Genomic DNA, 23,098 nt, shown 5'->3' with positions numbered 1-23,098 from the left:
GCTTGGCTACAATTCAATAATGAAATCAGGTCTGAAAACGTTCTAACGAATGAGCCTACAGCCGGTTTTTTGCCTCTTAGACACTAGGTATCCTTTTGTAATAATTGTTGCCGTTATTTTCTTAGAATCTGACTGCCTCCAGACACTTTACAGGCGCGATGAAAACTAGCTCCATTGGTGGGTATCCGGGACGATCAAGACGTCCAGGATGATCTTAATTGATGGATGTCCAAGATTATGCATCCGGGATGAACTCAATTGGTGGATGTCCAAGATTATGCAATTGGTGGATGTCCAAGATTATGCACAAGATTATGGGGATGCCAGCAGATTAGCGGCCGCCCGTAAGCCTGAGCCAGGCTTGCCAGGCTTCAGCCCGCTCGGCAGGTGGAAAAGGCTCCAGCAACATGGATTGAAACTCCGGTTTATTCCGGAAAGTCAGTATGGCTCTGTCCAGTAGCTGCAGGATCTCTGCCGTTTCAGCATCGTGGTTACAGGCGAAAAAAGCTAACGCGAAGGGATCTGCTTCCAATAGCTTAAAAGTCTGCAACTGCGAGAGTTCCTGCGGCGCTATCGCTACCGAATACTCCAAAGCCATGTCGACAAAGCCTTTGGTCAGCATCGGCAAGGTTTCGCCAAAGCGCGATACTTTGGAGGTTCTGATATAGACGGCTTTGCTTTTGCGATGTGCGGACAAGATCGGATCTATAGTGGCACCGTAAGTCCGTCCATCTTCAGTGACCAGCACCGGCGGATGGGTCAATGCCAGCAAGCGGGCCAGACTAACCCGACCATCTTTGTCCTGCATCGTCTTCAGACGGTTTACCCAAGGCGAATCGGTTTTGAGTAGCAGACGGACATCGGGGGCGATAACATAGGGTTCGCTGTACAATAACTCATCCTGCCTTGCCGCGGACTTACGCACACCCGACACACAAGCCCCCTCAGTACTTCGCATCCCGGCGAGTGCACGATTCAGGCTGACAGTTTCAATTTTGTAAGGCGCGGGATAATAGCGCAGTACCTGCTGCACCATGGCGACCGGAAGGTAAGTGCTATGCTGTGCCTGATACAATTCAGCAGGGCTCATCGACATCAGCAACAATTCTGCAGCATGAACCGGCCACAGAACCAACCAGCTGAGACTTAGCAAGATTCGGCGCATTGACACTCCTTGCCAGCAAAATACCAGCAGAAGCAGTGTAACGCGCCAGGCCCTGAGATTAAAGAGGTTGCCAATCGCGCGCCAGCAAACCCAGTTTTAAATCATCAACATATTGGCCGCCGAGGAAATAGTTCTCACGCAGCAAGCCTTCCTGCACAAAACCATGTTTTTGCAGTAACTTCAGACTCGGCTCATTGCCTTGGGTCACAGTGGCAACCAGCTTATGATAGCCACAATTCTGCACCGCAAACTGCAACAGACTTTGTAGTGCTTCGCCGGCAAACCCCTGACCTTGCTGCGCCGGGAGCAGTAAAAAACCGACTTCCGCCTGCCGGTTCGCCCAGTCGCTACGCAAACCAATCACGCCGACAGGGGCTGAATTGTCCCGTCGTTCTATCACTAACGCCATCATGTCGGGACGATGGACCGTCCAGGGCAACAGCCGGCTATCAAATCGGCCACGGATTTGCGCTTCGCTCAGCGCATCACAGACATAACGCCGAACCGCTTCATCCTGGTGTAATTGCAAAAACAGCGGCCAGTCGCCGGCACGCATAGTACGCAGCTGTAACCTGGCACTGGTCAATTCGAGAGAGCGCTCCATAGCATTTCTCCGGTTAGATAAGATGAGCTGACGCTTTTATCAGCCCCCAGACTGACTTTTGACTGCCTCACGCAGCTGCTGTAACTCTTCACGGATAGCTCTGAGCTCAGTATGTAGCAGCTGTTGCTCCCGCAGCTCGGCCTGTTTGTCCAGTTCGCGTTGCGAGGCATGTTCTTCCTCACTGAAAGTCTGCATCGTATTGACGATAATCGCGATAAAGAGGTTCAGCATGGTAAAAGTCGCGACCAGAATAAAGGGCACGAAAAACAGCCAGGCATAAGGAAATTGCTCCATCACCGGGCGCGCAATACCCATCGACCAGCTCTCCAGTGTCATCACCTGGAACAAGGTATAAAACGACCCACCGATACTGCCAAACCACTCAGGAAAAGCAGCACCAAAGATCTTGGTGGCCATCACGGCAAAGACGTAATAGATCAGAACCAATACCAGCGCAATTGAAGACAGCCCGGGCAAAGACCCCAATAACGCAGAAACAACACGACGCATTGATGGCACCATCGACAGCACCCGCAGAACCCGTAACACCCTGAGCGAACGCAGGACTGCCAGCGGCCCTGACGCCGGGATGAGCGCGATAGCGACTACGGCAAAATCGAATAAACTCCAGGGATCTTTAAAAAAAGCAGCGCGGTAAGCAAAAATCCGCAACAACAGTTCAACGACAAAAACACTCAGCAGTATTTTATCAAGCAGTAATAAAGTACTGCCATATTGCGCCATCAACGCTGCCGACGTTTCCATGCCAAGCAATACCGCATTCAGCAAAATCAACGCCAAAATACACTGGCCAAACCGCGGTAATTCAACAAAGGTTTTGACGCGCAATCTCAGTGGGCTGGCCACAGGCTGTGGTGCAGTTTCCATAACAGACTCCTTGAAATGAACTGCGGCGATTGTAACGACTGGCGTTGCTGAAGCACAGCGCCAGTGCTCAAATCACCAGGCAGAGCCCGAAAAAAAGCCGGCGTTAAGCCGGCTTCGTCGGGACTCAGTGTAAGCGCAGATTATTGCGCTTTCGCCACTTCTTTCACGCCCATGTTCCACAGCGTGAAACCAAAGGTATCGGCTGTTTGTTCGATGGTTTTTGACACTGGCGTGCCGGCACCGTGACCGGCATTAGTTTCAATGCGGATCAGTTGCGGGTTGGCACCGCCCGCTTTGGCCTGCAGTTCAGCGGCAAATTTGAAGCTGTGTGCCGGAACCACGCGGTCATCGTGATCGCCGGTGGTGACTAAAGTCGCAGGATAAGCCACGTCTTTTTTCACGTTATGCACCGGTGAATAGCCTTTGAGGTATTCAAACATCTCTTTGGACTGCTCAGCCGTGCCGTAATCAAAGCCCCAGCCAGCGCCAGCTGTGAAGGTGTGATAACGCAGCATATCCAGTACGCCGACCGCTGGCAGTGCGACTTTCATCAGATCCGGACGTTGTGTCATTACCGCACCGACTAACAGACCGCCGTTAGAACCGCCACGGATCGCCAGTTTGTCGTTTGACGTGTATTTCTGCGCGACCAGGTATTCACCGGCCGCGATAAAATCGTCAAACACGTTTTGTTTTTTCAGCTGAATACCGGCTTCATGCCAGGCCTTGCCGTATTCACCACCGCCACGCAGGTTCGGCACGGCGTAGACGCCACCCATTTCCATCCACACCAGGTTGGAAACGCTGAAACTTGGTGTCAGGCTGACGTTAAAACCACCGTAGCCGTACAACATGGCTGGGTTGGTGCCATCGAGCTGCAGGCCTTTTTTGTGGGTGATGATCATCGGCACTTTAGTACCGTCTTTTGACGTATAGAACACCTGCTTGGATTCATAATCGTCGCTGTTAAACTTCACTGCAGGTTTGAAGTACACTTTAGACTCGCCGGTAGCCGGGTCGTAGGCGTAAATCGAGCCTGGTGTGTTGTAGTTCGCAAAGCTGTAATACAACACGGCATCTTTGGCTTTGCCGTCAAAACCGCCGACAGAACCGACGCCTGGCAGTTGCACGTCACGCACCAGCTTGCCGTCGTAATCATATTGCTGCACTTTGGAGATCGCATCGACCATGTAAGTCGCGAAGAAAGAACCGGCACCTTTGCTGACTTCCAGCACGTTCGCCGTTTCCGCGATCACGTCTTTCCACTCTGCTTGCGCAGGCTTGGTCATATCAATCGCGATCAGACGCTGATTCGGCGCTTTAAAGTTAGTCGAGAAGTACAGGATGTCGCCTTTGCTGTCGATCAGGTTGTAATCGGAGCTGCCCTCGCCGTCCAGCGTGATAAAAACGCTGTCTGGTTTGGTTAAGTCTTTCACCAGCAGTTTGTTGCCTGAAGTCGCATTCGCCGCAGACACCACCAGATACTTACCGTCCTGCGTTACGGTGCCACCGACATAACGGTGTTTCTCCGCATCAGTCCCGCCATAAACCAGCTGGTCGTCTTTTTGTGGCGTGCCGATTTTATGATAATACAGCTTGTGCTGGTCGGTTTTGGCCGACAATTCACTGCCTTTTGGCTTGTCGTAGCTGGAGTAGAAGAAGCCTTCGTTACCTTTAAACGAAATGCCGGAGAACTTGACGTCAACCAGTTCAGGTTCTAGTTTTTCTTTGGTTTCAGCCTTGATGACAAAGACTTTGCGCCAGTCACTGCCGCCTTCAGAAATGGCATATGCGGCGATTGAACCGTCGTCAGTGAACTGTAAATCAGCCAGTGACGTGGTCGCGTCCGCAGAAAAACCGTTTGGATCGAGGAACACTTCCGCCGGGCCGCCATCTTTCTGGCGATACACGACATATTGGTTCTGCAGACCATCGTTTTTGTAGAAATAGGTATAAGCGCCTTCTTTGGTTGGCGCGCCGACTTTTTCGTAGTTCCACAGCGCTTCTAAGCGCTGTTTAATCTGGTCGCGATATGGGATCTGCGCCAGATAATCAAAGGTCACTTTATTTTGGGCTTTAACCCATTCCGCAGTTTCGGCACTACGGTCATCTTCCAGCCAACGGTATGGGTCCGCTACTTTAGTTTCAAAGTAAGTGTCGACCACATCACCTTGTTTGGTTGGTGCGTATTGCAGTTTTGCCACAGGTGCGGCCTCCGCCACTGTTGTGCCTGCTGCTGCAGTTGCAGCTTGTTCTGGTTTTGGTCCACAGGCGGTTAATACAGCCAGCGCAACTGCGCCTAACATCATTCGTTTCATCAAAGCTCCCCTTTGCTTAAACAGACAAAGCCACGAGGATAACAAAATTTTCACAGCAGACAAATGCAGGCAGCAGCGACTGAGCGCGCATCAACCGGCTTTCGCCGCCAATACCCACTAATTTGTATCCCCTAAATCATTGAAACTGCGGGTAGACGGCAACTGAGCGAACTGGAACGCCAGCCCGGAAAATGAGCATAGCGATCTATGTAATTGAGTGAGTGAAGGCGGCCAACACCTCACAGCTTCAATGATGACGGGGATAAACGCCCCAATTACGCTGATGGGCAACCAAAGCCAGTACTATTAGCGCCATACCGCCATATTGGCTCGCGCTTAAAGTCAGGTCGTAGTACCAGAAATCAATCAGCACGGTCAGCAGCGGGTACACGAAAGACAAAAAGGCGATACTGGTGACCGGCAAACGCTGAAAGGCGCTATACATCAGGTTGTACATCAGGCCGGTATGCACCAGACCCAACGTCAGCAACGCGCCGATACTGAGCGCCGGCATCACCAACATTGACGTTTTCTCCAGTGGTAACATCAGCAATACGCCGAGCACCATCTGTAAACCGGCAATCTGCGCCGGCGCAACCCCGGTCAGTTTTCGTGTTGTCAGCGTTGCCACAGCATACAAACAGGCGGCAACCGCGGCGAGACCGACGCCTTGCCATAACAGTGGATTGTGGCTGTCCTGATCTAAGCCCGTAGTCCCGGCCACCCCAACAAAGGCCAGCGCCAACCAGCCCCATTTCGCTGCCGGCGGCCACTGCTTGCTACCAAGCGCGGTTAGCAGTAACAGGAAAAATGGTTGCGTGTGATAGACCAGCGTCGCAATAGAAATCGAACTGAGCTTGTAAGCGCCAAACAGACAAAACCAGTTTGCGACTAAAGCAAATCCACCGGCCAGTAAATAGCCGCTTTGCAAAGCACTGAGTTTTTGCCAGCCGCGCTGCCAGCTCAGATAAGCCAACAAAGCCGCGCCTCCCAGCAAACAGCGATAAAACACTACAGTAGCCGTATCCTGACCGCTTTCGACGACAAAAAGACCAATAGTGCCCGACATCAACATCGCCACCAGCATGCGCCAGCTACCGGCAAACTGCGGGTGTTGCAGTAAACTCTGCATGGATATTCCTGTTCTGAGGTATCGAAATAATGCCTGATAGTGCGGCAGCGAACTCTGTTTTAGCAAGTCCGCTTTGTTGCAACAGTCTGTTGCTCTTCGCTGGTTCTTTGCCCTGCGGGCGGCTATTGGCTTATTTTTCAGTCTTACCTTGACGGTTGGACCGCCTAGCAAAGATTTCACCTGACGGTGAGTTCCTTTCTTTTGCCTTGCCAAAAGAAAGGAACCGAAAGAAAAGGCGCACCCGATTCCACTCGACAGCGCTTGCGCTGAACAGCTTTAGCTGGTCCGAAGGATAGGGCGTAGCCCGTATAAAGCCCGTCAGAAAAGTCGCCATCCAAGGCGAAAACGTAACTCGCACGGCGCTAGCGTCGCCGTGCTCAGACACCCGTTTTCTTAAAACCTTGGCCAACGATTTTCAGCCGGCTCGCTCCAACGGGCAGCTAGCCTCAGTAGTTGGCTTTGCTTTTAATTCTCTTTCGTTAAAATCAAAAACAGCTCAGAAAACCCATTCCCCGTTGGAGCGAGCCGATGAAAAATGGTGATTTGAGGTTTTAAGAAAACGAGTGTTTGAGCGATTCGACGTTAGCGAATCGCGAGTTGCGTTTTCGCCTCAAATTGCCATTTTTCAGCGGGCTTTCGAGCAGAACCGGGGTCGGTTTTTCTTTGGTTACTTTCTTTTGCTGAAACAAAAGAAAGTGACTCACCGTCAGGTGAAATCTTTGCTAAGCGATCTTTCCGCGCAGGAAAAAAAGAAATGTAAGCCCATCGCCGCCCGCAGGGCAAAAAAGCGTCAAGCCACGCGCTGCACCGCCCCTTGCCGCCACGATTGCAGCACCGCATCGACGATCAGCGCGTGGTCGGCATTGAGCACCAGATGTTGATGCGCATGTAACTTTGGCCACTCCTGCCACCAGCCGCCGCAGCGGGCGACCAGATTGGCGAAATTCGGCTTGTTGTCACCGGCCAGATAATTGCGCCAGTGCCGGCAGTTTTTGTGCACCAGTGCGCCATTGGGTCTGCGCCAGCTCACTGGGTCTATCGTGACTAACTCATCGACCCGGTAACCATTGGCAATCACCCGGGTCGCCATACTGGCGCCATAACTGTGCGCGATCACCAGTACCGGTTGACCCGCCTGTTCCTGCAAAAAGCGGCTTAATGCGCGTTGTTCAAACCACTGAAAATAATGCTGGCCCGGTAACACATGCTGACGTACCAGCCCGGTGTATTTATCCAAGGCACCGCCGACCCAAACGATCCGGCGTAATTCGCGAATTGAAGTCTCGGTGCTCATCTGCGCGCAAACCTCCGTGAAGCTACTCCAGCGCCCAACCAAATTCCTTTAATATAGCGCGATGTTCAGGCCCGCCATAAACCTCAAACCAGGCTTTTTTTAGCCGCTCCCGCACTGCAAAGGGCACACCTTTGCGACTGGCCACGATATATACCGGGTTACTGTGCAGACGAAAAGCAATCTGGTAGCGGGCTGCCAGTTCAGGATAAGCGCGGCTCCACTCAAGATATTGGGTTTTATCTTCCAACATGCCGACCACCCGCTCTTTTTGCAGTAAATTCAGTTTCTGCGTCAGACTGTTGGCATATTGCAAATAAGGCTGAAATTCAGTTTCCAGACTGACCTGAGCGAATTCTTCGCCGTACCAGGCATCGCGTAACACGCCCACCGCACCGGGTAATAGCAGGATATCGCTGAGTTTATTCACTTTGGGCAGATACTGTTTATCCAGCACCAGTACCGTTTCTTCCAGATAATGCGGGCCAATAAAATCGGCGTACAGCTCTCGCTCATAGGTGTATGACATCGTCAGCATTAAATCGATTTTGCCATCGCGCAATAGCGCCAGACTCCGTGGCCAAGGGCTACCGACCACCTCTAAGGTACACCCGGCTTTGTCGTTTAGTAGTTTTAGCAAGCGGTGGTGTAAATCATACCAACGCGGCAATTTCAGGCCGGCTGCATCCGTCAGGTCCTTGGATTCATTCAGATGCGCGACCAGATGACAAGGCGGCTGCGCAGGTGGGGCTGCCGGCAACAGTTCTTCGGCAACAAGGGGCAGGTTGAGCAATAGCCCGAACATAAGCAACGCTGCGCAGCGCACGTTCTTCAGCATTATTGGGCTTCTGCCGACAGTTCGAGCCGGGCTTTTTCTACCAGCTGCTGATCCAGTTCCTGCTTCACCGCCACACCGAGCTCCTTAAATTCTGCTGCTTGTTTAATCAGATTACCCTTGCCGCTATAAAGTTGCCCCAGGGCTTTGTCGTAACTTTCCCGCGCTTTGTCGAGTTGCCGGCCAACACCTTGCATGGATTCGAGGAATGCAGCCAACTTGGCGTAGAACCGTTCGGCCCGTTGTGCCAATTCTGCGCTGTGCTGGTTTTGCTGCTCAAACCGCCACAATTGCCGGACGATATTCAGGCTGGTCAGCAACGTGGTTGGTGTCGCCACCAGTACATTCCGCTCCAGCGCTTTTTGATATAACAAGGGGTCATGTTTCAGAGCTTCGACATAAGCCGACTCAATCGGAATAAACATAAACACCACTTCCGGCGAATTCAGCCCATCGAGCTGGTAGTAGCTTTTATCGGCCAACTCGCTAATTCGATCACTGACGGCCTGACAATGGTCTTTTAATGCCTCTGCGCGTTCCAGATCATGTTCTGCGTTGACATAACGGGTATAGGCCAGCAATGAAGTTTTTGCATCGATCACCAAATGTTTTTGTTGTGGTAAGTCAACAATGACATCTGGCCGGCGCCGGCCTTGCTCGGTCTGGAAGCTGACTTCACGCCGGTAATCGACACCGGGACGCAGGCCGGAATTCTCCAGCACATTCTCCAGCATCAGTTCCCCCCAATTGCCCTGCAGCTTTTTCTGGCCCTGCAGTGCATTGGTTAAACGGGCCGCCTGATCGGTAATGGCACTGTTCAGCTTTTGCAGATTCAGCAGCTCGGTTTTCAGCTCGCTACGCTGCTTTAAATCTTCCGTGTGAATGGATTCGACTTTGTCACGGAAGCCTTTCATATCGGCCTGCAAGGGGCTTAACAGCTGCAGCAAACTTTGTTGGCTCTGGCGGGCAAACTGCTCGCCTTTTTGCTGCAAAATCTGGTTGGCAAGGTTTTCAAACTCTTGTTTTAACTGCAGTTTACTGTCCTGCAACAACGCCAGTTGCTGCTGATACTGGCTTTGTTTTTCTGTGAGCAGTACCTGCAGCCGGTCGTGTTTTTCTTTCAGCCGCAAATAATCCTGCTGCTGCTGGCGCACTTCATCCTGGCTTTGCTGCAACTGCATGCGATGGTCATTGAGCAAGGTCTGTTGATGTTCCAGCTGTGCCTGCACCCGGATATGCTGGTCGCTTAGGGCCCGCAGCGCCTGTTGCTGGCGCCACCAAGCCAGTGCAGCAGCGGCGAAGCCTGCGAGCAACAGCAGCTCCAGCCACAGCCGGATCTCAGTCAATTCGTTCATTTTGCCTCCACTTCAAGGGGTTAGCACAACCACTGTATTACTATACAGCTTTTTGCACTATTGTGGATGCGAAGCACTCAGGACTCAGTAGTAAAATACCCAGCCGCCACCAACCTCAACCGGAATGATGCAGCTTGCTATCTGCCGGCGCTTCTGCCCTTGGAGTCATCCCATAGTCCCGGACCACTGTCGCCACCCGTAACCGATAGTCGGCAAACAGCTCTTGCCTGCCTCGTTGTTGGGCAAGGCGATGTGCTTCCAGCTGACGCCACTGGGCAATTGCGGCTTCATCACGCCAGAAACTTAACGACAGGATCTTGCCCGGCTCAGTCAAACTGGCAAAACGTTCGATGCCAAGAAATCCATCAATGTCGGCGAGCAACGGTTTCAGCGCTGCGGCTGCAGCCAAATAATCGGCTTCGCCAGTCATGGTTGGGGTTACTTCAAAAATCACGGCTAGCATCACTGTGCTCCTTTACTAAGTTGAAACTGTGCCAGCCGACCATTCATCGATGGCTGATAGATCCAGCGTAATTCAGCGCCTTGGCTCAAAGCACGCAATTGCGGCCACACAACTAACAGGGCCGTCGCAGCAATTTGCTCTGCCAGCTGACGGCCCGGGCATTGATGCGCGCCCAGACTGAAACTGAGATCGGTCTTCCCTTCGCTGAAACAAAAACGGTCATATGGCCTGAACTGTTCTGGTGCAGACCACAGCAGCGGATCACGCCCGGCCGCCGCCAATAGCAGCAATATGGTTGAACCCGCAGGCAGATGCTCGCCGGCGATTACGGCATCTTGCGCTAAAAAGCGCCGGGTGTTCTGCACGGGTGGGTCAAACCGGCTGACTTCCCGGACAAAAGACAACGCCTGCAGCTGGTCCTTAGGTGCCAACTCTGGCTGCCGGTAACAGCCAATTAAACTGTTCGCGATCAGACCCGCTGTCGCTTCATAACTTTGCGACAGTAGCCCCAGCAAATTCGCTGCTGCGATCTGTACCGCCGCCGTGCCAAATTCATCTGACAGCGCAGCACTCCAACTTCCGGCGTCTTGCAGGCAGTTCTGGATCAACTCCTGTAGCTTTAATGCAGCAGCATCGGCGGCACTGATATCAGCAGCATCAGCCTGTGCCGGCAGACAACGCACAAAATCTGCAATCGCCGTTGCGGCCAAGTGGGCTGCGGCCGGCTGCATGCCAAGTAATTGCGCCATGACCCGCACCGGTAGTTGATAAATCAGCTGATTAATCTGCGTCGCGTCAGGCAGCATCGCCCCCATCGCTTCATGCAAAACGGCTTGGCATAAGCCTGTCAGTTGCGCCGGAGCTATTGTCGCAAGCTGGCGCTGCAAAATCGCTTTCAGCTGCTGTTGGCGTGGCCCATCGGTCATCCGCAGCAAGGCGGCAAACACCTCGCCACAGCGATGCCCATGTAGCGCCGCTGGCACCGGTTGCCCGACTGGCCGTACCCTGGCAGCCGGATGCTGCAACACCTCGGTGACCACATCGGCTCGACTGGCCAGATAGCAGCCGCTTCCAGTGTCGAAGGGTAACAACGGACCTTGCCGCAATTCGGAGTAATATGGGTATGGGTCTGGCTGCACTGCTGCCTGTAGTATCGTGAATAAAGGTTTTGTCATGTTCGTCTCGGCTCCTGTGGTTTCAGCGATTCTTGTGCCTACGCTGAATTGCCGGCATCATGCATGCTCTTTTACATCTACGCTTCGCTCTGGAACGAACTATGACCGCAGATCTGCAATTGGCTAAAGTCGCTGGTGCTATCGCGGATTCGGCACGCGCCCGCATGCTGTGTGCATTGCTGGACGGCAGAGCGCGCACCGCAACCGAACTGAGTATCAGTGCAGAAGTCAGCAGCTCCACCACCAGTGCGCATTTAGCGAAATTGACTGAGCTGGGTTTTCTGAGTGTAGTTCGACAGGGCAAACACCGTTATTTTCAGTTGGCCAATACGCAGGTCGCCACGGCACTGGAAGCCCTATTGCAGCTCTCGGCAACACCTGCAGCCAGCTTTAGCCCAAATACGCCAACCCACCTGCGTTATGCGCGCAGTTGCTACGACCATCTCGCTGGTACAGTGGCTGTCGCCTTGCACGACCAATTGCTAAAGCAAGGCTGGTTAGTCAGCGCTGCTGACGAACCTCAGACAGGCACCCGGCACTATCAGCTCAGTAGCACCGGCGCACAACTGTTCATAAAACTGGGCGTAGAACTGCACCCAAAACCACGCAGTCGGCGGCAATATGCCTGCGCCTGTCTGGACTGGAGCGAACGTAAAGCGCATTTAGGGGGGTATCTCGGTGCCGCCTTACTTGAAATGATGCTAGCGCAACAGTGGCTGCTGCGGGAGCCGGATGATCGGGTACTACACCTGACAAACAAAGGCCAAATCGCATTAAAACAGCATTTTGCAATGAGTCTGCCCGAACGCGACTGAGCCATTTATACTCAAAATTACTGAAGATCCGGGAACCTGCCAACAGGAGCTTGCCATGCCAGAAAACAAAACCATCGCCACCACTGAGCCGGTTTCGGCTTATCTCGCGGCCATCACCGATCCGCAGCGTCGTATTGATTGTGAGCGGTTACAGGCCATGATGCAGGACATTACCGGCTGTGCCGCCAAAATGTGGGGCCCAGGTATTGTCGGTTTTGATCAGTATCATTATCGCTATGACAGCGGCCGTGAAGGCGATATGTGTATTATTGGTTTTTCCAGCCGCAAAACTGATATCAGTATTTATCTGGTCGCATCTGGTGAGAACCAGCAACAGCTGCTAGCGCAGCTGGGCAGGCATAAAATGGGCAAAGCCTGTTTGTCGGTACGTCGCCTCAGCGATATTCAGCTGCCGGTATTACAGCAGCTGATGGCCGGTTCAGTACAAGCAACACGCCTGAAGTATCCTGACTAAACGGTTGCAACCGGGCTTAGTCGATTGTTGCCGTTTTCTGGCTGCGCATCAGACGGTAGACAATCGCCAACACAGCCAGCACAAACAGTCCTAGTGACATCAACATCAACCCTTTCCCCAGCAGTTCGTGATATTTCATCAAAAACGGCAATTTCATCAGCGTCGCGCTGGCCAGGCTTAACGCAACAGCCCAGCACCAGGCGCTGACCAGGCTAATCACTGTGACATGAAAAAACGTCAGTTTGGTCATGCCCATCATCATCGGCGTCAGCACGCGGACAAATGGAATAAACCGCGACGAAAACATGGCAAGCAAACCGTGTCGCTCCAGCAACGAAGTGGCCCGCGGCAGGCTGTTGTCGGGCACTATGCGCCCGATATGATGCATAAATCGGGTGTGTGCCAGCGCATAGCCCTGCCAATACGCCAGCAAGCTGCCAAGCCCCGCCGCCAGCGGCATATAGACATACACCACTTCCGGCTGCACAACGCCCGCCGCTAACAAGCCACCGGCCATCAGCACCAGGCTATCGCCGGGTAAAGGTAAAAATACAAACGCTGATTCCAGAAACAAAATCAACACTAAACACCAAATCAGCAAATCCACTTTTCCCAGCTGGATCAACTGATCAAAATTCTGGTGCCAGATTGCCATGAGCATTTCTTGCATCTACTGCGGTTCCTCTGGAAGGCTGACAGTGACGTCAACCTGGGAAGATGTCAGCTGCCGGCAATACCGCTGCGGCAATCACTTTTCATCGTTCCGGTCAAATACAGACAGCAGCGTTTCAGCTGTGCGAAGGCGGACTTTTTAACGGCTGACAGGCGTTTCGTCAAACAAAGTTTTTGGCACAAAGCGGCACAATCTCAGCTGTTTTTCTATCTGTCACACGGAAATGCCAATCAGCCTGTTGATTTATAAAGAACCTGTATAGCCAGCGAAAGTTCCGCGCCTGGGAAAAAAGCTTCGCGCCGCTGTTAGCAGAGTCACCGTTCCCCTTGTTTTTCCGTACGGCAGTCCTTATAACCGACAACAATCTATCCCCTTCTTTGGCAGCTTTATGACCCGGCATTTTGATTACATCGCGATTGGTGGCGGCAGCGGCGGTATCGCCAGCGCCAACCGAGCAGCTAGTTACGGCAAAAATTGTGCAATTGTTGAAGCCAAAGTATTAGGCGGCACTTGTGTCAATGTCGGCTGTGTGCCGAAAAAAGCCATGTGGTTTGCCGGCCAAATTGCCGATGCGATGAAACTGGCGCCGGATTACGGCTACAACGTGGTCGCGCCAGCGCTCGACTGGGGCAAACTGGTAGAAAGCCGCGAAGCTTATATTTCACGGATCCACGGCTCCTACGAGCGGGTGCTCGGCAAAAATCAGGTGACCGTGATCAATGGCTTTGCCCGCTTTGTTGATGCCCATACCATCGAAGTCGACGGCGAGCGCTACAGCGCCGACCATATCAGCATTGCCACCGGCGGCGTACCAACCTGGCCGGCCATTCCTGGTGCTGAGCTTGGCATCGACAGCGATGGCTTCTTCGCTCTCGACCACTGCCCGAAACGGGTCGCGGTGGTCGGTGCCGGGTACATCGCGGTCGAAATCGCCGGCGTACTGCAGGCACTGGGCAGCGAAACGCATTTACTGGTGCGCCACGACAAAGCTTTGCGCCAGTTTGATGCCATGTTGTCAGACACTCTGCATCAGCTGATGCAGCAAAACGGTATTCAGGTACATTCGCACAGTGAAGTCACTGCAGTCAGCCGCGACGCCGACGGCTCGTTACTGCTGAAACTCAACAGTGGCCACGTGCTGCAGGTTGATTGCCTGATTTGGGCGATTGGCCGCACGCCAAATACACAAAATCTCAATCTGGCAGCTGCGGGCGTTGAGATTGATGCACAAGGTTTTATTCCAACCGACAAATACCAGAACACCAATGTGCCGGGCATCTATGCCATTGGCGATAATACCGGCCGGCTGGCGCTGACGCCGGTCGCGGTTGCGGCAGGCCGGCGCCTGTCAGAACGGCTGTTTAACGGCAAAACCGACGAACATCTCAACTACGACTTAGTGCCGACTGTGGTGTTTTCCCACCCGCCGATTGGCACCGTCGGTCAGACTGAAGCGCAGGCGCGCGCTGAATTCGGCGACGCAGCGGTGAGGGTCTACACCAGCGAATTTACCGCGATGTACCGCGCGCTGACCTCGCACCGCGAACCAACGCGGATGAAACTGGTCTGCGCCGGTCCCGAACAAAAAGTGGTGGGCTTGCATGTCATTGGTTATGCCGCCGATGAAATGCTGCAGGGTTTTGCTGTCGCAATCAAAATGGGCGCCACCAAAGCAGATTTTGACAACTGCGTCGCGATCCACCCTACCTCTGCCGAGGAATTCGTCACGATGCGCTGAGGGTTCGGCGGGTCTGCACAGACCCGCCTTAATCAAGGTTTCATCTCAATCAATGAGCCACAGATCGGCGATTTACTAGCGCTCAAAAGTACCCTTGACCAGCGCCGCACCGCCCTGCACCAGCATCCGGCCTTTAGCGATCACCGAGTCGATCTGCAGGTCGTCACGGCGCAACAGCACCAAATCCGCATCCAGCCCCGGCGCCAACCGGCCTTTTTGTTGCAGACCTAACACCGCAGCAGGCGCCGCCGTCACGCTGGTTAATGCCTGCGCCAGCGGCACATGATGGCGTTGCACCGCATCGCGCATACTCTGGAACAAACTACGGACTTGCCCGACTTGCAGCCCCTGCAGCTCTCCGTCGTCGTTGTAAAGCGGCAAGCTGGCATTGCCATCTGAGCTCAATGTCAGCTGTAGTGGTGCAATGCCCAAATACAGGGCTTCGGCCAATGCTGCAGCAGCAGCGACTTCACCATGCTGCAAATCGAAGTCGGTAGTACTGGTGGTAAAGTCAATCACACCGCCTTTTTTGGCAAACTCAATACCAGCTTCAAACACCCGGCGATTGCGGTTCATATGGGTTGGATAGAACTGTTTGAGCCTGAGCTCAGTGCCACTGACCGCCTGATAAAGCGGCTGCAGAATGCGCTCTCCAGCACCGACATGCACACTGACGACGCCGCTTTTGCCAGACAACATGCCGCCGACCCGTGCCGCAGCCGCCACTTTGCGGATTTCGTCCGTGGTGGGTTGCGACGAGCGATGGTCACTGATAGCAATTTCACCAACACCGATAAATTTGTCGATCAGGATTAAATCGTCGGTGATGCTGCCGGTCAGCGTGCGGCAAGGGATCTCATAAGAACCAGTATGGCAATACGTGCTGATGCCTTCAGTCTCAAGCGCATGGGCTTTGGCGATTAGATTGGTCAGGGTGCGCGTCGTCGCATCCGTGCCCAACACGCCAATAGCAGTGGTCACGCCGCCAAGCGTCGCGTCGGTCAGCTGCATTTCCGGCGTCCGCGTAGCAAAACCGCCTTCACCGCCGCCACCGATAAAATGCACCAGCGAATCGACAAAACCTGGCGTCAGGTAGTAGTCGGCGCAGTCGATCACCGTCACCGGTAAGTTGCTGCCCGCCAAATTAAAATCGCTGCCAATAGCGGCAATGCGGTTGCCGGCCACCACCAGATCCTGCCGGCCCAGCGGGCCAGGCGCCATTAATTCAGCATTTTTAAACAGAAGAATTGAGTTCACAAAAAATTCCTTTTACTGATATTGAATGGCCACGGCGAGCAGCATAAACAGACTGGCAAGACCAAACAGATACAGCTGCAGGCGCCAGACAAATCGCAACCAGATAGTCCAGTCGAGCCGCACAGCACCGAGGCAGCCAATCAGCGCTGCAGAGGTTGGAATAATGCAGTTGGTCAGGCCATCGCCGAGCTGAAAAGCCAGCACGGCAGTCTGGCGCGACAGGCCAATCAAATCAGATAACGGTGCAATCAACGGCATCGTCAACGCCGCCTGGCCGGAGCCGGATGAGACAAAGAAGTTAATCACCGACTGTACGATCAGCATCAGCCAGGCCGACAGATAAGTCGGTAAATCCTGCAGTGATTGTGCGGAGTAATACAGCAAAGTGTTGAGCACCGACGGTGTTTCCGGATCGCCACCGCCAAGCAGCAACAACATGCCTTTGGCCATGCCGACAATCATGGCGGCCGGCAGCAACTCTGCGGCGCCTTGTTTAAAACCGTCCGCGACATCGTTGACGCTCATGCGCCGGCCAAGCACGGCGATCGCCCCAATCACAACACCGATGGTAAAAAACTGACTGGCAATTTCGGGGATGTAATATTCGCGAGTGGTCACGCCCCAGATGATCCAACCAAGACCGGCAAAAAAGGCCAATAAGATCACCGAATCCAGCGTTTGGTATTGGGTGACAACCTGACTACTTTGTTGATCGCGTTGACGTAAATCAGATTCATAGCTCAGCGACAGCGTTGGATTGGCTTTGATGCGGGCGGCGTAGCGCATGGTAAAAACCAGGCCAAACAGCGTGAACACAGCCCACATCCCCATTCGCAATTCCTGGCCGGAAAACAGCGGGATCTCGGCAATGCCCTGCGCGATCGCGACGTTAAACGGGTTCATCCACGAGGTGGCAAAACCAATCTGCGTCGCGACATAAGTCACCAGCACTGTGGTAATGGCGTCATAACCCAGTGCCAGCATCAGCGGCAGCAGGATGATGCAAAAGGCGATGGCCTCTTCACCCATACCAAACACGGCGCCACCGAGCGAAAACAGCAAAAACAAAATAGGGATAAACAAAAACTGTAAGTCGCGGGTGCGCGCAATCAACGCCAGAATACCGTTATGGATAGCGCCGGTTTTCATCAAAATGCCAAAAGCGCCGCCGGTCAGCAGGATAAACATCACAACCCCGACCGCCGAGCCCCACTTGTTGCCCGACACCAGGCCTTCAAAGGCGTAATTAAAAAAACCGATACCGCCGCCTTCGGCAAACAGCGGCACACCACTCTGACTATTTTCAGCAAAACTGAAACTGTTCGGGTCCAGCTTGCCTTTTAGTTTGGCCGCCCCTTCCGCGACGGGCGCCGGCTCCAGTAACTGGAAAGAGCCGGCCGGCACCAGATGCGACGCAATCGCCGCCAGCACCATGATAAAAAACAGGATCACCATGGCGTCCGGCATGGACGATGATGGAGTCGTTTTATGGTCAACAGACATGACATAACCTGTGAAAAACGGCCGGTAACAACAAGACGGCCGGAGAGCTTTGGGAACAACACACTGCGGTCTTAACCCGGATGTTCCAGGTCGCAAACTGCATGTGATGGATTTGGGGCGGCATGAGAAACGCCAGCCAGACACTGGATGTCTGGCTGCGTGCTACTCGTTAAACCACTCCGACAGGTAGTAGGACGAGTAGTGATATGAGCTCAGGGAAAAGGCATTTTTCAGCATATCGCTACCATGGGAAATGTTCAGATGCTGGGCCTGACGGCCGGCAGTCCTTTTCACAATTACTGATTTGCCGGCGAGAAGTCAAGCTGCACCAACCAAAAAAAACTGCTGGATTTTGCAGCATGGCCCGGCGTATTAGTAAATAAACACGTCAATACGGACCCTATAATGAAACATCATCTTACCCGAAAGCTCATGGCTCTGAGCCTGCTCAGCGCCGCATCCACTGTAGCCGCTGCGCCACAATTTCCTGAATATTCAATGGTTTTAGTCGGTGGTGGCCTGCATACCTGCAGCTCACAAGGCCGGGCTTCCTGTCAGGACAATCCGCAGTTTCCGACTGACGCCAAAACTACCGAACACTATGCCATCAGCATGCCCCGTATCATCGAAATCGTGCAGGCACCGGTCTGGCCAGCCAGCCGGGCGGAACAACGCCAGCAAACCCAAATCATTCTGAGCCAGCTGTTGCTCGATTTTGGCCCGACGGCGATGAGCGAAGACGAATTGCTGCAGCGCTGGCGCGTCACCAAAGTGACTCAACAAGACAAAACCATCAGTGGTGAAACGCTGTACCAGCAGCTGTCCGAACTGGAACTCAATCTGATTTTAGACCTGCTGCAACAAGCAAAAATAGGCCGCCAGCAACAACGACAAAGTGAGGTCGCTAGTCTGGCACAGACAAAAGACAAATTCAGCGTTGAAGTCTATGAAAAAATCAGCGAATTGGCATCTAAAGTTCGGCAAAAGCCGGGAAAGCCAGTCATTTTGGTGGTAACTGCGTCCAGTCGCGACCCGTTGTCTGCGGTCGATTTTTATCTCAGCGCTTTTGCCCAAACCGGCGCTGAGGTGCAGTGGTTGCCACTGAACGCTGCGTATCAGGCCGCCCAGCAGCAAAAAACCGCCGGTAAAGCCAGTTGCCAGCAGTTGCCGCAGTACCTGGCCGACATCCACGGCAGTTATGGCCGGGCGACGGTTTACCCGGATTTGATGCAGCAGCTGACTGAGTTTTGCCAACAAGGCCCGGCTCATGCGGTGGCGCAAATCCAGCAAGCCGATGCGATTTTTTTTAACGGCGGCGACCAAAGCCTGACCTTGCAGGCACTGCGCCTGGCAGATGGCACGCCGACTCCGGAATTACAGGCCATCACGGCCCGGATGCAGGCCGGCAAACTGATTGTCGCCGGCACCAGTGCCGGTACTGCGGTGCAGTCCGGCGGCAAGCCTGGGGCAAAGTTTGCACAGGGACAAATACCGATGATCAGCAACGGCAGTAGCCGGCAAGCGTTACAAACTGGCGCCGTTGCCGCAGCGGCCCCGCTGGCCGGTTGTGAGAAAAACCACAGTTGCCCGGCGGCATTGGCTGAAGACCAGCTGACCTATCGCGCCCAGGGTGGCCTGGGTTTATTCCCGTTTGGTGTGATGGATACGCATTTTTCCGAACGCGGCCGCGAAGCCCGTCTGGTGCGGCTACTCAGCGATACACAAACGCGGTATGGTTTTGGCGTTGACGAAGCCACAGCGCTGCTGGTGGGGTTTGACCCGGCGCAGCCCACCAACGCCCGCTTCGGGGTGATTGGTGCTTCCGGTGTTTATATCGCCGATCTGGCAGGCGCCAAAGCCAACGGCAATGGTGCAGACTGGCAAATCAATCAGGTGCGCACGCACTACCTGAGCCGAGAAGATCAGGCCACTTTGCAAAACGGCGAGCTCAGTGTTCGCTTTGCGGATTGGAAAAAACCGGTCGGCATTCATGCAAACGTTGACACTCATGCAATCGTTGACACTCAGGCAACCAAGACAGAGCAACAGGTCAAGCCAAAGAGCTGGTCCAAAGACTTTCTGGCAGACGACAATTACCGCCAACTCGCCGGTGAATTATGCCGCAGCGGCCAAGCTCAGGCGCATGGCCAAAGCGCTGTCGCGCAGGTACAACTGCTTCGGGGTAAGGACAGCAAAGCGGCAGCCGGAACTTTTGCCGCAGCGGACCAAGCGGTGAATTATTGTTCTTACCAGAATTTTTATCTGCAGATCAAACGTTAAGGAACGAGTTAAAAAAAACCGCTTGACAGAAAATTCTAAATCAGTGAGTTTGAAAGCACAGCCGGTTTTCGGTTTGAGTCACACACCATCATCACCCGCAGCGACGCGAAGGCGCCTGCAACCAGATAGGAGGGGAGTTATGCTGAAATGCGCAGTCAATCTTAGCAACTATCGCTACTCCCCTTACTACCTCTCCGAGTGGTTTAATAATTAGCCAGCCCTCTGCCTGACGCAGAGGGACGCTTCACAGATCCCGGCTTTACGGCAATAACCGATGTGCATGCTAACGCGTACTCCCTGCGGGCATGTGCTGATGTTATTGGTGATCTGTGCAGAGCCTGTCACTCCGGATCCGCCTGTGCGGCCCCCTCTTCGTCATTTTTCTGAACATAAAAACTAGCTTGCCTGCAGGCAACATTTGATCCAGAGGAATGAGTATGTACACAACAAAAATGAAGCAACAACAACGCCATATGCTGGCCGCCACCCTGAAAAAATCGGCCCTGAAAAAAACGGCACTGTGCAGTGCGCTGCTGCTGGCTTTTTCCGCGCAGGCTCAACAAGCTGCAGTCGCCGAAGGTGCTGAAGCCGAAAAGAAAATTGAAAAAATTGAAGTCACCGGCTCACGTCTCAAAGGCGTCGATATGGAAGGCGCGAACCCACTGCAGGTGTTCACTGCCGAAGAGCTGATGAACAAGGGCTACGACAGCGTTGCCAGTTTCCTGCGTGACCTGCCGCAAGCCGCGAGCGCTGGTACCTTCACCGAAAACGGTAACGTCGGTGGCTCTGATGGCACGCCACCGGGCGCGGCCGGCGTTAGCTTACGCGGTCTGGGTTCCAGCTCAACGCTGGTGCTGGTGAACGGTCGCCGCGTCGCAGTCGATTCATTCTCTAACGGCTTTGATTCCTTTGTGAACGTCAACGCCATTCCGATGACCGCCATCGAGCGCATTGACGTGCTGACCGACGGCGCCGCCTCCGTGTACGGTTCTGACGCTATCGCCGGCGTCATCAACTTCATCCTGAAAAAAGACTATGAAGGCCATGAAGTCAGCGCCTTGTACGGTGACGATTCAGCCGCCGGTGACTTTGGTCGTTACAACTTCACTTATACCGGCGGTTTCGCCACTGAAAACTCCAGCACCACAGTAGTGCTGGATTATTTCAAACGCGACGAACTGATGAATGCCGATCGGCCAATCGATGTCACATTCAAATCATCAACCCGCGTCACCATTGACGGCAAAGATTATGCCGAGCCTTGGTGTGGCAGCAAAACCAGCAATGGCGGCACCCGCTGTCAGTACGATTATGTTGGCGAGCGGGCTATTCAGCCAGATACCAAAAACGTCGGTGCCACGCTGAACCATATTTACCGCCTCGGTGGTGAAAAAGAACTGTTTGTTGAAGCTATGTATCAGCAAAATAGCGGCCATTCTTATGATTCTGCCGGCTCTTTTGACCTGCGTGTGCCAGGCAGCCTCAGCACAGTGCCGCAATGGGTCCGCGATATCGATGCGAAAAACGGTTCTGTCGGCACTATCCGCATCCGCTCGCGTTATCCGGAAGTGCGGATGCAAGAATACGACAGCAACAGCTACCGCCTGCTCGCCGGTCTGCGTGGTGAAACCACATTGTTTGGCAGCAGCGACAGCTGGCGCTGGGAAACCGCCGCAACCATCGGTAAATCAGACAACGAAGTGCTGCACACCAGTGGTTATTTCCATCTGGACCGCGTGGCTGCAGCCAATGCCAATGGGCAGTTCAATCCGTTCAATTTAGGCCGTGACACCAAGCCCGACGTACTGGCCAGCCTGCGTGAACTGGCGCCGCGGACCGGTGAATCTGATGTGAAATCAGTCGATTTTAACTTCAGCGGTCAACTCGGTGAATTACCAGCCGGCCCGATCAGCGCGGTATTTGGTGGTGAATGGCGCAGCGAAGAGATTTTTGACCGTCCGGCGCTGGTGGCGCAACAAGGTCTGGTCAGTACTTTAGGCGCCAGTGATGCTGCAGCCGATCGCACGCAATATGCAGGTTATGCCGAATTTAACCTGCCGCTGACCGAACAACTTGATGCGATCACCGCTGTCCGTTATGACCACTACAGCGATTTTGGTGGCGACGCCAACCCGAAACTGTCGCTGCGTTACAAAGCAACCGAAGATCTGATCCTGCGTGCCAGCTGGAGTACCGGCTTCCGTGCACCGTCTTTATCTGAACTGGGCGCTGGTACTTCATTAGGCTCGAACTACATCGACTGTGGTAGCGGCAAACCATACAACGGTCTTTGCGGCAGCTTCGGTGCTCAGGCCGGTGAACTGGAATTTGACCAGGAAACGCTGGGTAACCTCGGCCTCGATGCAGAGAACTCTGAAGCCTGGAACGCCGGTTTATCCTGGAACCTGACCGACGACCTGAACGTGACAGTCGACTACTGGCGCTATGAACACACCGATATCGTTGATGTTGATGCCAACACCACGTTAAAAGCCTGTCTGGCCGGCACCGCACCAACAGTCACCAATGCTGATGCTTTAAATGGCGCCTTTGGTTGCGTCAAAGACTCCGGTGGCGATCTGACTTTCTTACGCACCGGCTTCTTTAACGTCGGCGCGCAGGAAACCGACGGTATCGACGTCAAACTGAAATATGGTTTTGACAGCAGTGTCGGTCGTTTCACCACGACTATTGCCGGCACCCGTACCTTAAGCTACGAGCGTCAGCTGACAGCAGATGATCCGGCAGAAGATCTGCTGGGCAAACTCAGTGGTGCCAGCGAAATCGCCCGGCCGGAATTTGTCGGTGACGCCGCGATTGACTGGGAACTGCAAGACTGGAACGCCAGCATCAGCACGCACTATGTCAGCTCGCTCGGCGACGGCGACTTTAAGTTTGATAACGAGACGGTGAAATCCTGGCTGACCTTAAACGCCAGCGTCGGTTACAACATCACCGACAAACAGGATGTGCAGTTCGCCGTGCGTAACCTGACCGATAAAGAACCACCGTACGCCTCATCGCCAACCAACGGCTATGCCAGCTCAATCCACGACTGGCTCGGTCGCGTCTGGACTGTGCGTTACACTGTGAAGTTCTGATAAGGGTTTAACCAACATAAAGGGTCGGTA

Annotated in this window: 18 protein-coding genes; 5 read left to right on the top strand and 13 right to left on the bottom strand. The window is 53.8% G+C overall.

The window, feature by feature from the left end:
- Window positions 1-331: 331 nt before the first annotated feature.
- The 10 genes from ACFFJP_RS01790 to ACFFJP_RS01745 all read right to left on the bottom strand — a co-directional run bounded on the left by ACFFJP_RS01790 (window position 332) and on the right by ACFFJP_RS01745 (window position 11,226).
- Window positions 332-1,165: a type 2 periplasmic-binding domain-containing protein gene (locus ACFFJP_RS01790; protein WP_377239852.1), complete on the bottom strand. Its 834-nt coding sequence runs from the start codon at window positions 1,163-1,165 to the stop codon at window positions 332-334.
- Between the two features lie 58 nt (window positions 1,166-1,223).
- Window positions 1,224-1,769 carry a GNAT family N-acetyltransferase gene (locus ACFFJP_RS01785; RefSeq protein ID WP_377239850.1) on the bottom strand — a complete coding sequence of 182 codons (546 nt, stop codon included), beginning with the start codon at window positions 1,767-1,769 and terminating at the stop codon, window positions 1,224-1,226.
- A gap of 39 nt (window positions 1,770-1,808) precedes the next feature.
- Window positions 1,809-2,657 carry an ion transporter gene (locus ACFFJP_RS01780; protein WP_377239848.1) on the bottom strand — a complete coding sequence of 283 codons (849 nt, stop codon included), beginning with the start codon at window positions 2,655-2,657 and terminating at the stop codon, window positions 1,809-1,811.
- A gap of 140 nt (window positions 2,658-2,797) precedes the next feature.
- Window positions 2,798-4,975, bottom strand: coding sequence for a prolyl oligopeptidase family serine peptidase (locus ACFFJP_RS01775; RefSeq protein WP_377239845.1), 2,178 nt, complete (start codon window positions 4,973-4,975; stop codon window positions 2,798-2,800).
- A 247-nt stretch (window positions 4,976-5,222) separates the two neighbouring features.
- Window positions 5,223-6,107: a DMT family transporter gene (locus ACFFJP_RS01770; RefSeq protein ID WP_377239843.1), complete on the bottom strand. Its 885-nt coding sequence runs from the start codon at window positions 6,105-6,107 to the stop codon at window positions 5,223-5,225.
- A gap of 790 nt (window positions 6,108-6,897) precedes the next feature.
- Window positions 6,898-7,401 carry an alpha/beta fold hydrolase gene (locus tag ACFFJP_RS01765; protein WP_377239841.1) on the bottom strand — a complete coding sequence of 168 codons (504 nt, stop codon included), beginning with the start codon at window positions 7,399-7,401 and terminating at the stop codon, window positions 6,898-6,900.
- 22 nt (window positions 7,402-7,423) lie between these two features.
- Window positions 7,424-8,236, bottom strand: a complete 813-nt coding sequence (locus ACFFJP_RS01760) for a substrate-binding periplasmic protein (RefSeq protein WP_377239839.1) — start codon at window positions 8,234-8,236, stop codon at window positions 7,424-7,426.
- Entirely contained in the window at window positions 8,236-9,588 is a 1,353-nt protein-coding gene (locus ACFFJP_RS01755; RefSeq protein ID WP_377239836.1) for a DNA recombination protein RmuC, read from the bottom strand. The genes ACFFJP_RS01760 and ACFFJP_RS01755 overlap by 1 nt, the downstream gene beginning before the upstream one ends.
- A 115-nt stretch (window positions 9,589-9,703) precedes the next feature.
- Window positions 9,704-10,051, bottom strand: coding sequence for an antibiotic biosynthesis monooxygenase family protein (locus tag ACFFJP_RS01750; RefSeq protein WP_377239834.1), 348 nt, complete (start codon window positions 10,049-10,051; stop codon window positions 9,704-9,706).
- Window positions 10,051-11,226: a cytochrome P450 gene (locus tag ACFFJP_RS01745; RefSeq protein ID WP_377239832.1), complete on the bottom strand. Its 1,176-nt coding sequence runs from the start codon at window positions 11,224-11,226 to the stop codon at window positions 10,051-10,053. Before ACFFJP_RS01745 ends, ACFFJP_RS01750 begins: the two co-directional genes overlap by 1 nt.
- Before the next feature lie 101 nt (window positions 11,227-11,327).
- On the opposite strand from ACFFJP_RS01745, the gene ACFFJP_RS01740 reads away from it, so the two are divergent.
- Both ACFFJP_RS01740 and ACFFJP_RS01735 read left to right on the top strand, forming a co-directional pair.
- Window positions 11,328-12,041 (top strand): ArsR/SmtB family transcription factor, encoded by a 714-nt coding sequence (locus ACFFJP_RS01740; RefSeq protein ID WP_377239830.1) that lies wholly within the window; start codon window positions 11,328-11,330, stop codon window positions 12,039-12,041.
- Between the two features lie 55 nt (window positions 12,042-12,096).
- Window positions 12,097-12,516 (top strand): DUF1801 domain-containing protein, encoded by a 420-nt coding sequence (locus tag ACFFJP_RS01735; protein ID WP_377239828.1) that lies wholly within the window; start codon window positions 12,097-12,099, stop codon window positions 12,514-12,516.
- Window positions 12,517-12,532: 16 nt separating this feature from the next.
- Here the strand turns inward: ACFFJP_RS01735 and ACFFJP_RS01730 are convergent, their stop codons facing one another.
- Window positions 12,533-13,186, bottom strand: a complete 654-nt coding sequence (locus tag ACFFJP_RS01730; RefSeq protein WP_377239826.1) for a DedA family protein — start codon at window positions 13,184-13,186, stop codon at window positions 12,533-12,535.
- A 391-nt stretch (window positions 13,187-13,577) separates the two neighbouring features.
- On the opposite strand from ACFFJP_RS01730, the gene gorA reads away from it, so the two are divergent.
- The gene (gene gorA, locus ACFFJP_RS01725; RefSeq protein WP_377239824.1) at window positions 13,578-14,927 is read left to right on the top strand and encodes a glutathione-disulfide reductase; all 1,350 of its coding nucleotides are present in this window, start codon (window positions 13,578-13,580) and stop codon (window positions 14,925-14,927) included.
- A gap of 75 nt (window positions 14,928-15,002) precedes the next feature.
- Here the strand turns inward: gorA and iadA are convergent, their stop codons facing one another.
- On the bottom strand, window positions 15,003-16,184 hold the full coding sequence (iadA, locus tag ACFFJP_RS01720; protein ID WP_377239822.1) for a beta-aspartyl-peptidase: 1,182 nt from the start codon (window positions 16,182-16,184) through the stop codon (window positions 15,003-15,005).
- A gap of 12 nt (window positions 16,185-16,196) precedes the next feature.
- Window positions 16,197-17,687: a putative basic amino acid antiporter YfcC gene (gene yfcC, locus ACFFJP_RS01715; protein WP_377239820.1), complete on the bottom strand. Its 1,491-nt coding sequence runs from the start codon at window positions 17,685-17,687 to the stop codon at window positions 16,197-16,199.
- 405 nt (window positions 17,688-18,092) lie between these two features.
- Between yfcC and ACFFJP_RS01710 the strand changes: the two genes are divergently transcribed.
- Window positions 18,093-19,967 carry a cyanophycinase gene (locus tag ACFFJP_RS01710; RefSeq protein WP_377239818.1) on the top strand — a complete coding sequence of 625 codons (1,875 nt, stop codon included), beginning with the start codon at window positions 18,093-18,095 and terminating at the stop codon, window positions 19,965-19,967.
- 437 nt (window positions 19,968-20,404) lie between these two features.
- Window positions 20,405-23,068 carry a TonB-dependent receptor gene (locus tag ACFFJP_RS01705; protein ID WP_377239816.1) on the top strand — a complete coding sequence of 888 codons (2,664 nt, stop codon included), beginning with the start codon at window positions 20,405-20,407 and terminating at the stop codon, window positions 23,066-23,068.
- The last annotated feature ends 30 nt before the right edge of the window (window positions 23,069-23,098 follow it).

The organism is Rheinheimera tilapiae (genome assembly GCF_042432165.1).
Classification (GTDB): Bacteria; Pseudomonadota; Gammaproteobacteria; order Enterobacterales; family Alteromonadaceae; genus Pararheinheimera; species Pararheinheimera tilapiae.
The sequence above is the reverse complement of the archived record's forward strand: the minus strand, read 5'-3'. Positions and strand labels throughout refer to the sequence as shown.

Bases quoted from the DNA above. Each gene is read 5' to 3' on its own strand.
- ACFFJP_RS01770 (WP_377239843.1), bottom strand. From the start codon at position 6,107: ATGCAGAGTTTACTGCAACACCCGCAGTTTGCCGGTAGCTGGCGCATG.
- yfcC (WP_377239820.1), bottom strand. From the start codon at position 17,687: ATGTCTGTTGACCATAAAACGACTCCATCATCGTCCATGCCGGACGCC.
- ACFFJP_RS01750 (WP_377239834.1), bottom strand. From the start codon at position 10,051: ATGCTAGCCGTGATTTTTGAAGTAACCCCAACCATGACTGGCGAAGCC.
- ACFFJP_RS01760 (WP_377239839.1), bottom strand. From the start codon at position 8,236: ATGCTGAAGAACGTGCGCTGCGCAGCGTTGCTTATGTTCGGGCTATTG.
- ACFFJP_RS01705 (WP_377239816.1), top strand. From the start codon at position 20,405: ATGTACACAACAAAAATGAAGCAACAACAACGCCATATGCTGGCCGCC.
- ACFFJP_RS01710 (WP_377239818.1), top strand. From the start codon at position 18,093: ATGAAACATCATCTTACCCGAAAGCTCATGGCTCTGAGCCTGCTCAGC.
- ACFFJP_RS01775 (WP_377239845.1), bottom strand. From the start codon at position 4,975: ATGAAACGAATGATGTTAGGCGCAGTTGCGCTGGCTGTATTAACCGCC.
- ACFFJP_RS01785 (WP_377239850.1), bottom strand. From the start codon at position 1,769: ATGGAGCGCTCTCTCGAATTGACCAGTGCCAGGTTACAGCTGCGTACT.
- ACFFJP_RS01735 (WP_377239828.1), top strand. From the start codon at position 12,097: ATGCCAGAAAACAAAACCATCGCCACCACTGAGCCGGTTTCGGCTTAT.
- ACFFJP_RS01765 (WP_377239841.1), bottom strand. From the start codon at position 7,401: ATGAGCACCGAGACTTCAATTCGCGAATTACGCCGGATCGTTTGGGTC.
- gorA (WP_377239824.1), top strand. From the start codon at position 13,578: ATGACCCGGCATTTTGATTACATCGCGATTGGTGGCGGCAGCGGCGGT.
- ACFFJP_RS01740 (WP_377239830.1), top strand. From the start codon at position 11,328: ATGACCGCAGATCTGCAATTGGCTAAAGTCGCTGGTGCTATCGCGGAT.
- ACFFJP_RS01755 (WP_377239836.1), bottom strand. From the start codon at position 9,588: ATGAACGAATTGACTGAGATCCGGCTGTGGCTGGAGCTGCTGTTGCTC.
- ACFFJP_RS01745 (WP_377239832.1), bottom strand. From the start codon at position 11,226: ATGACAAAACCTTTATTCACGATACTACAGGCAGCAGTGCAGCCAGAC.
- ACFFJP_RS01790 (WP_377239852.1), bottom strand. From the start codon at position 1,165: ATGCGCCGAATCTTGCTAAGTCTCAGCTGGTTGGTTCTGTGGCCGGTT.
- ACFFJP_RS01730 (WP_377239826.1), bottom strand. From the start codon at position 13,186: ATGCAAGAAATGCTCATGGCAATCTGGCACCAGAATTTTGATCAGTTG.
- ACFFJP_RS01780 (WP_377239848.1), bottom strand. From the start codon at position 2,657: ATGGAAACTGCACCACAGCCTGTGGCCAGCCCACTGAGATTGCGCGTC.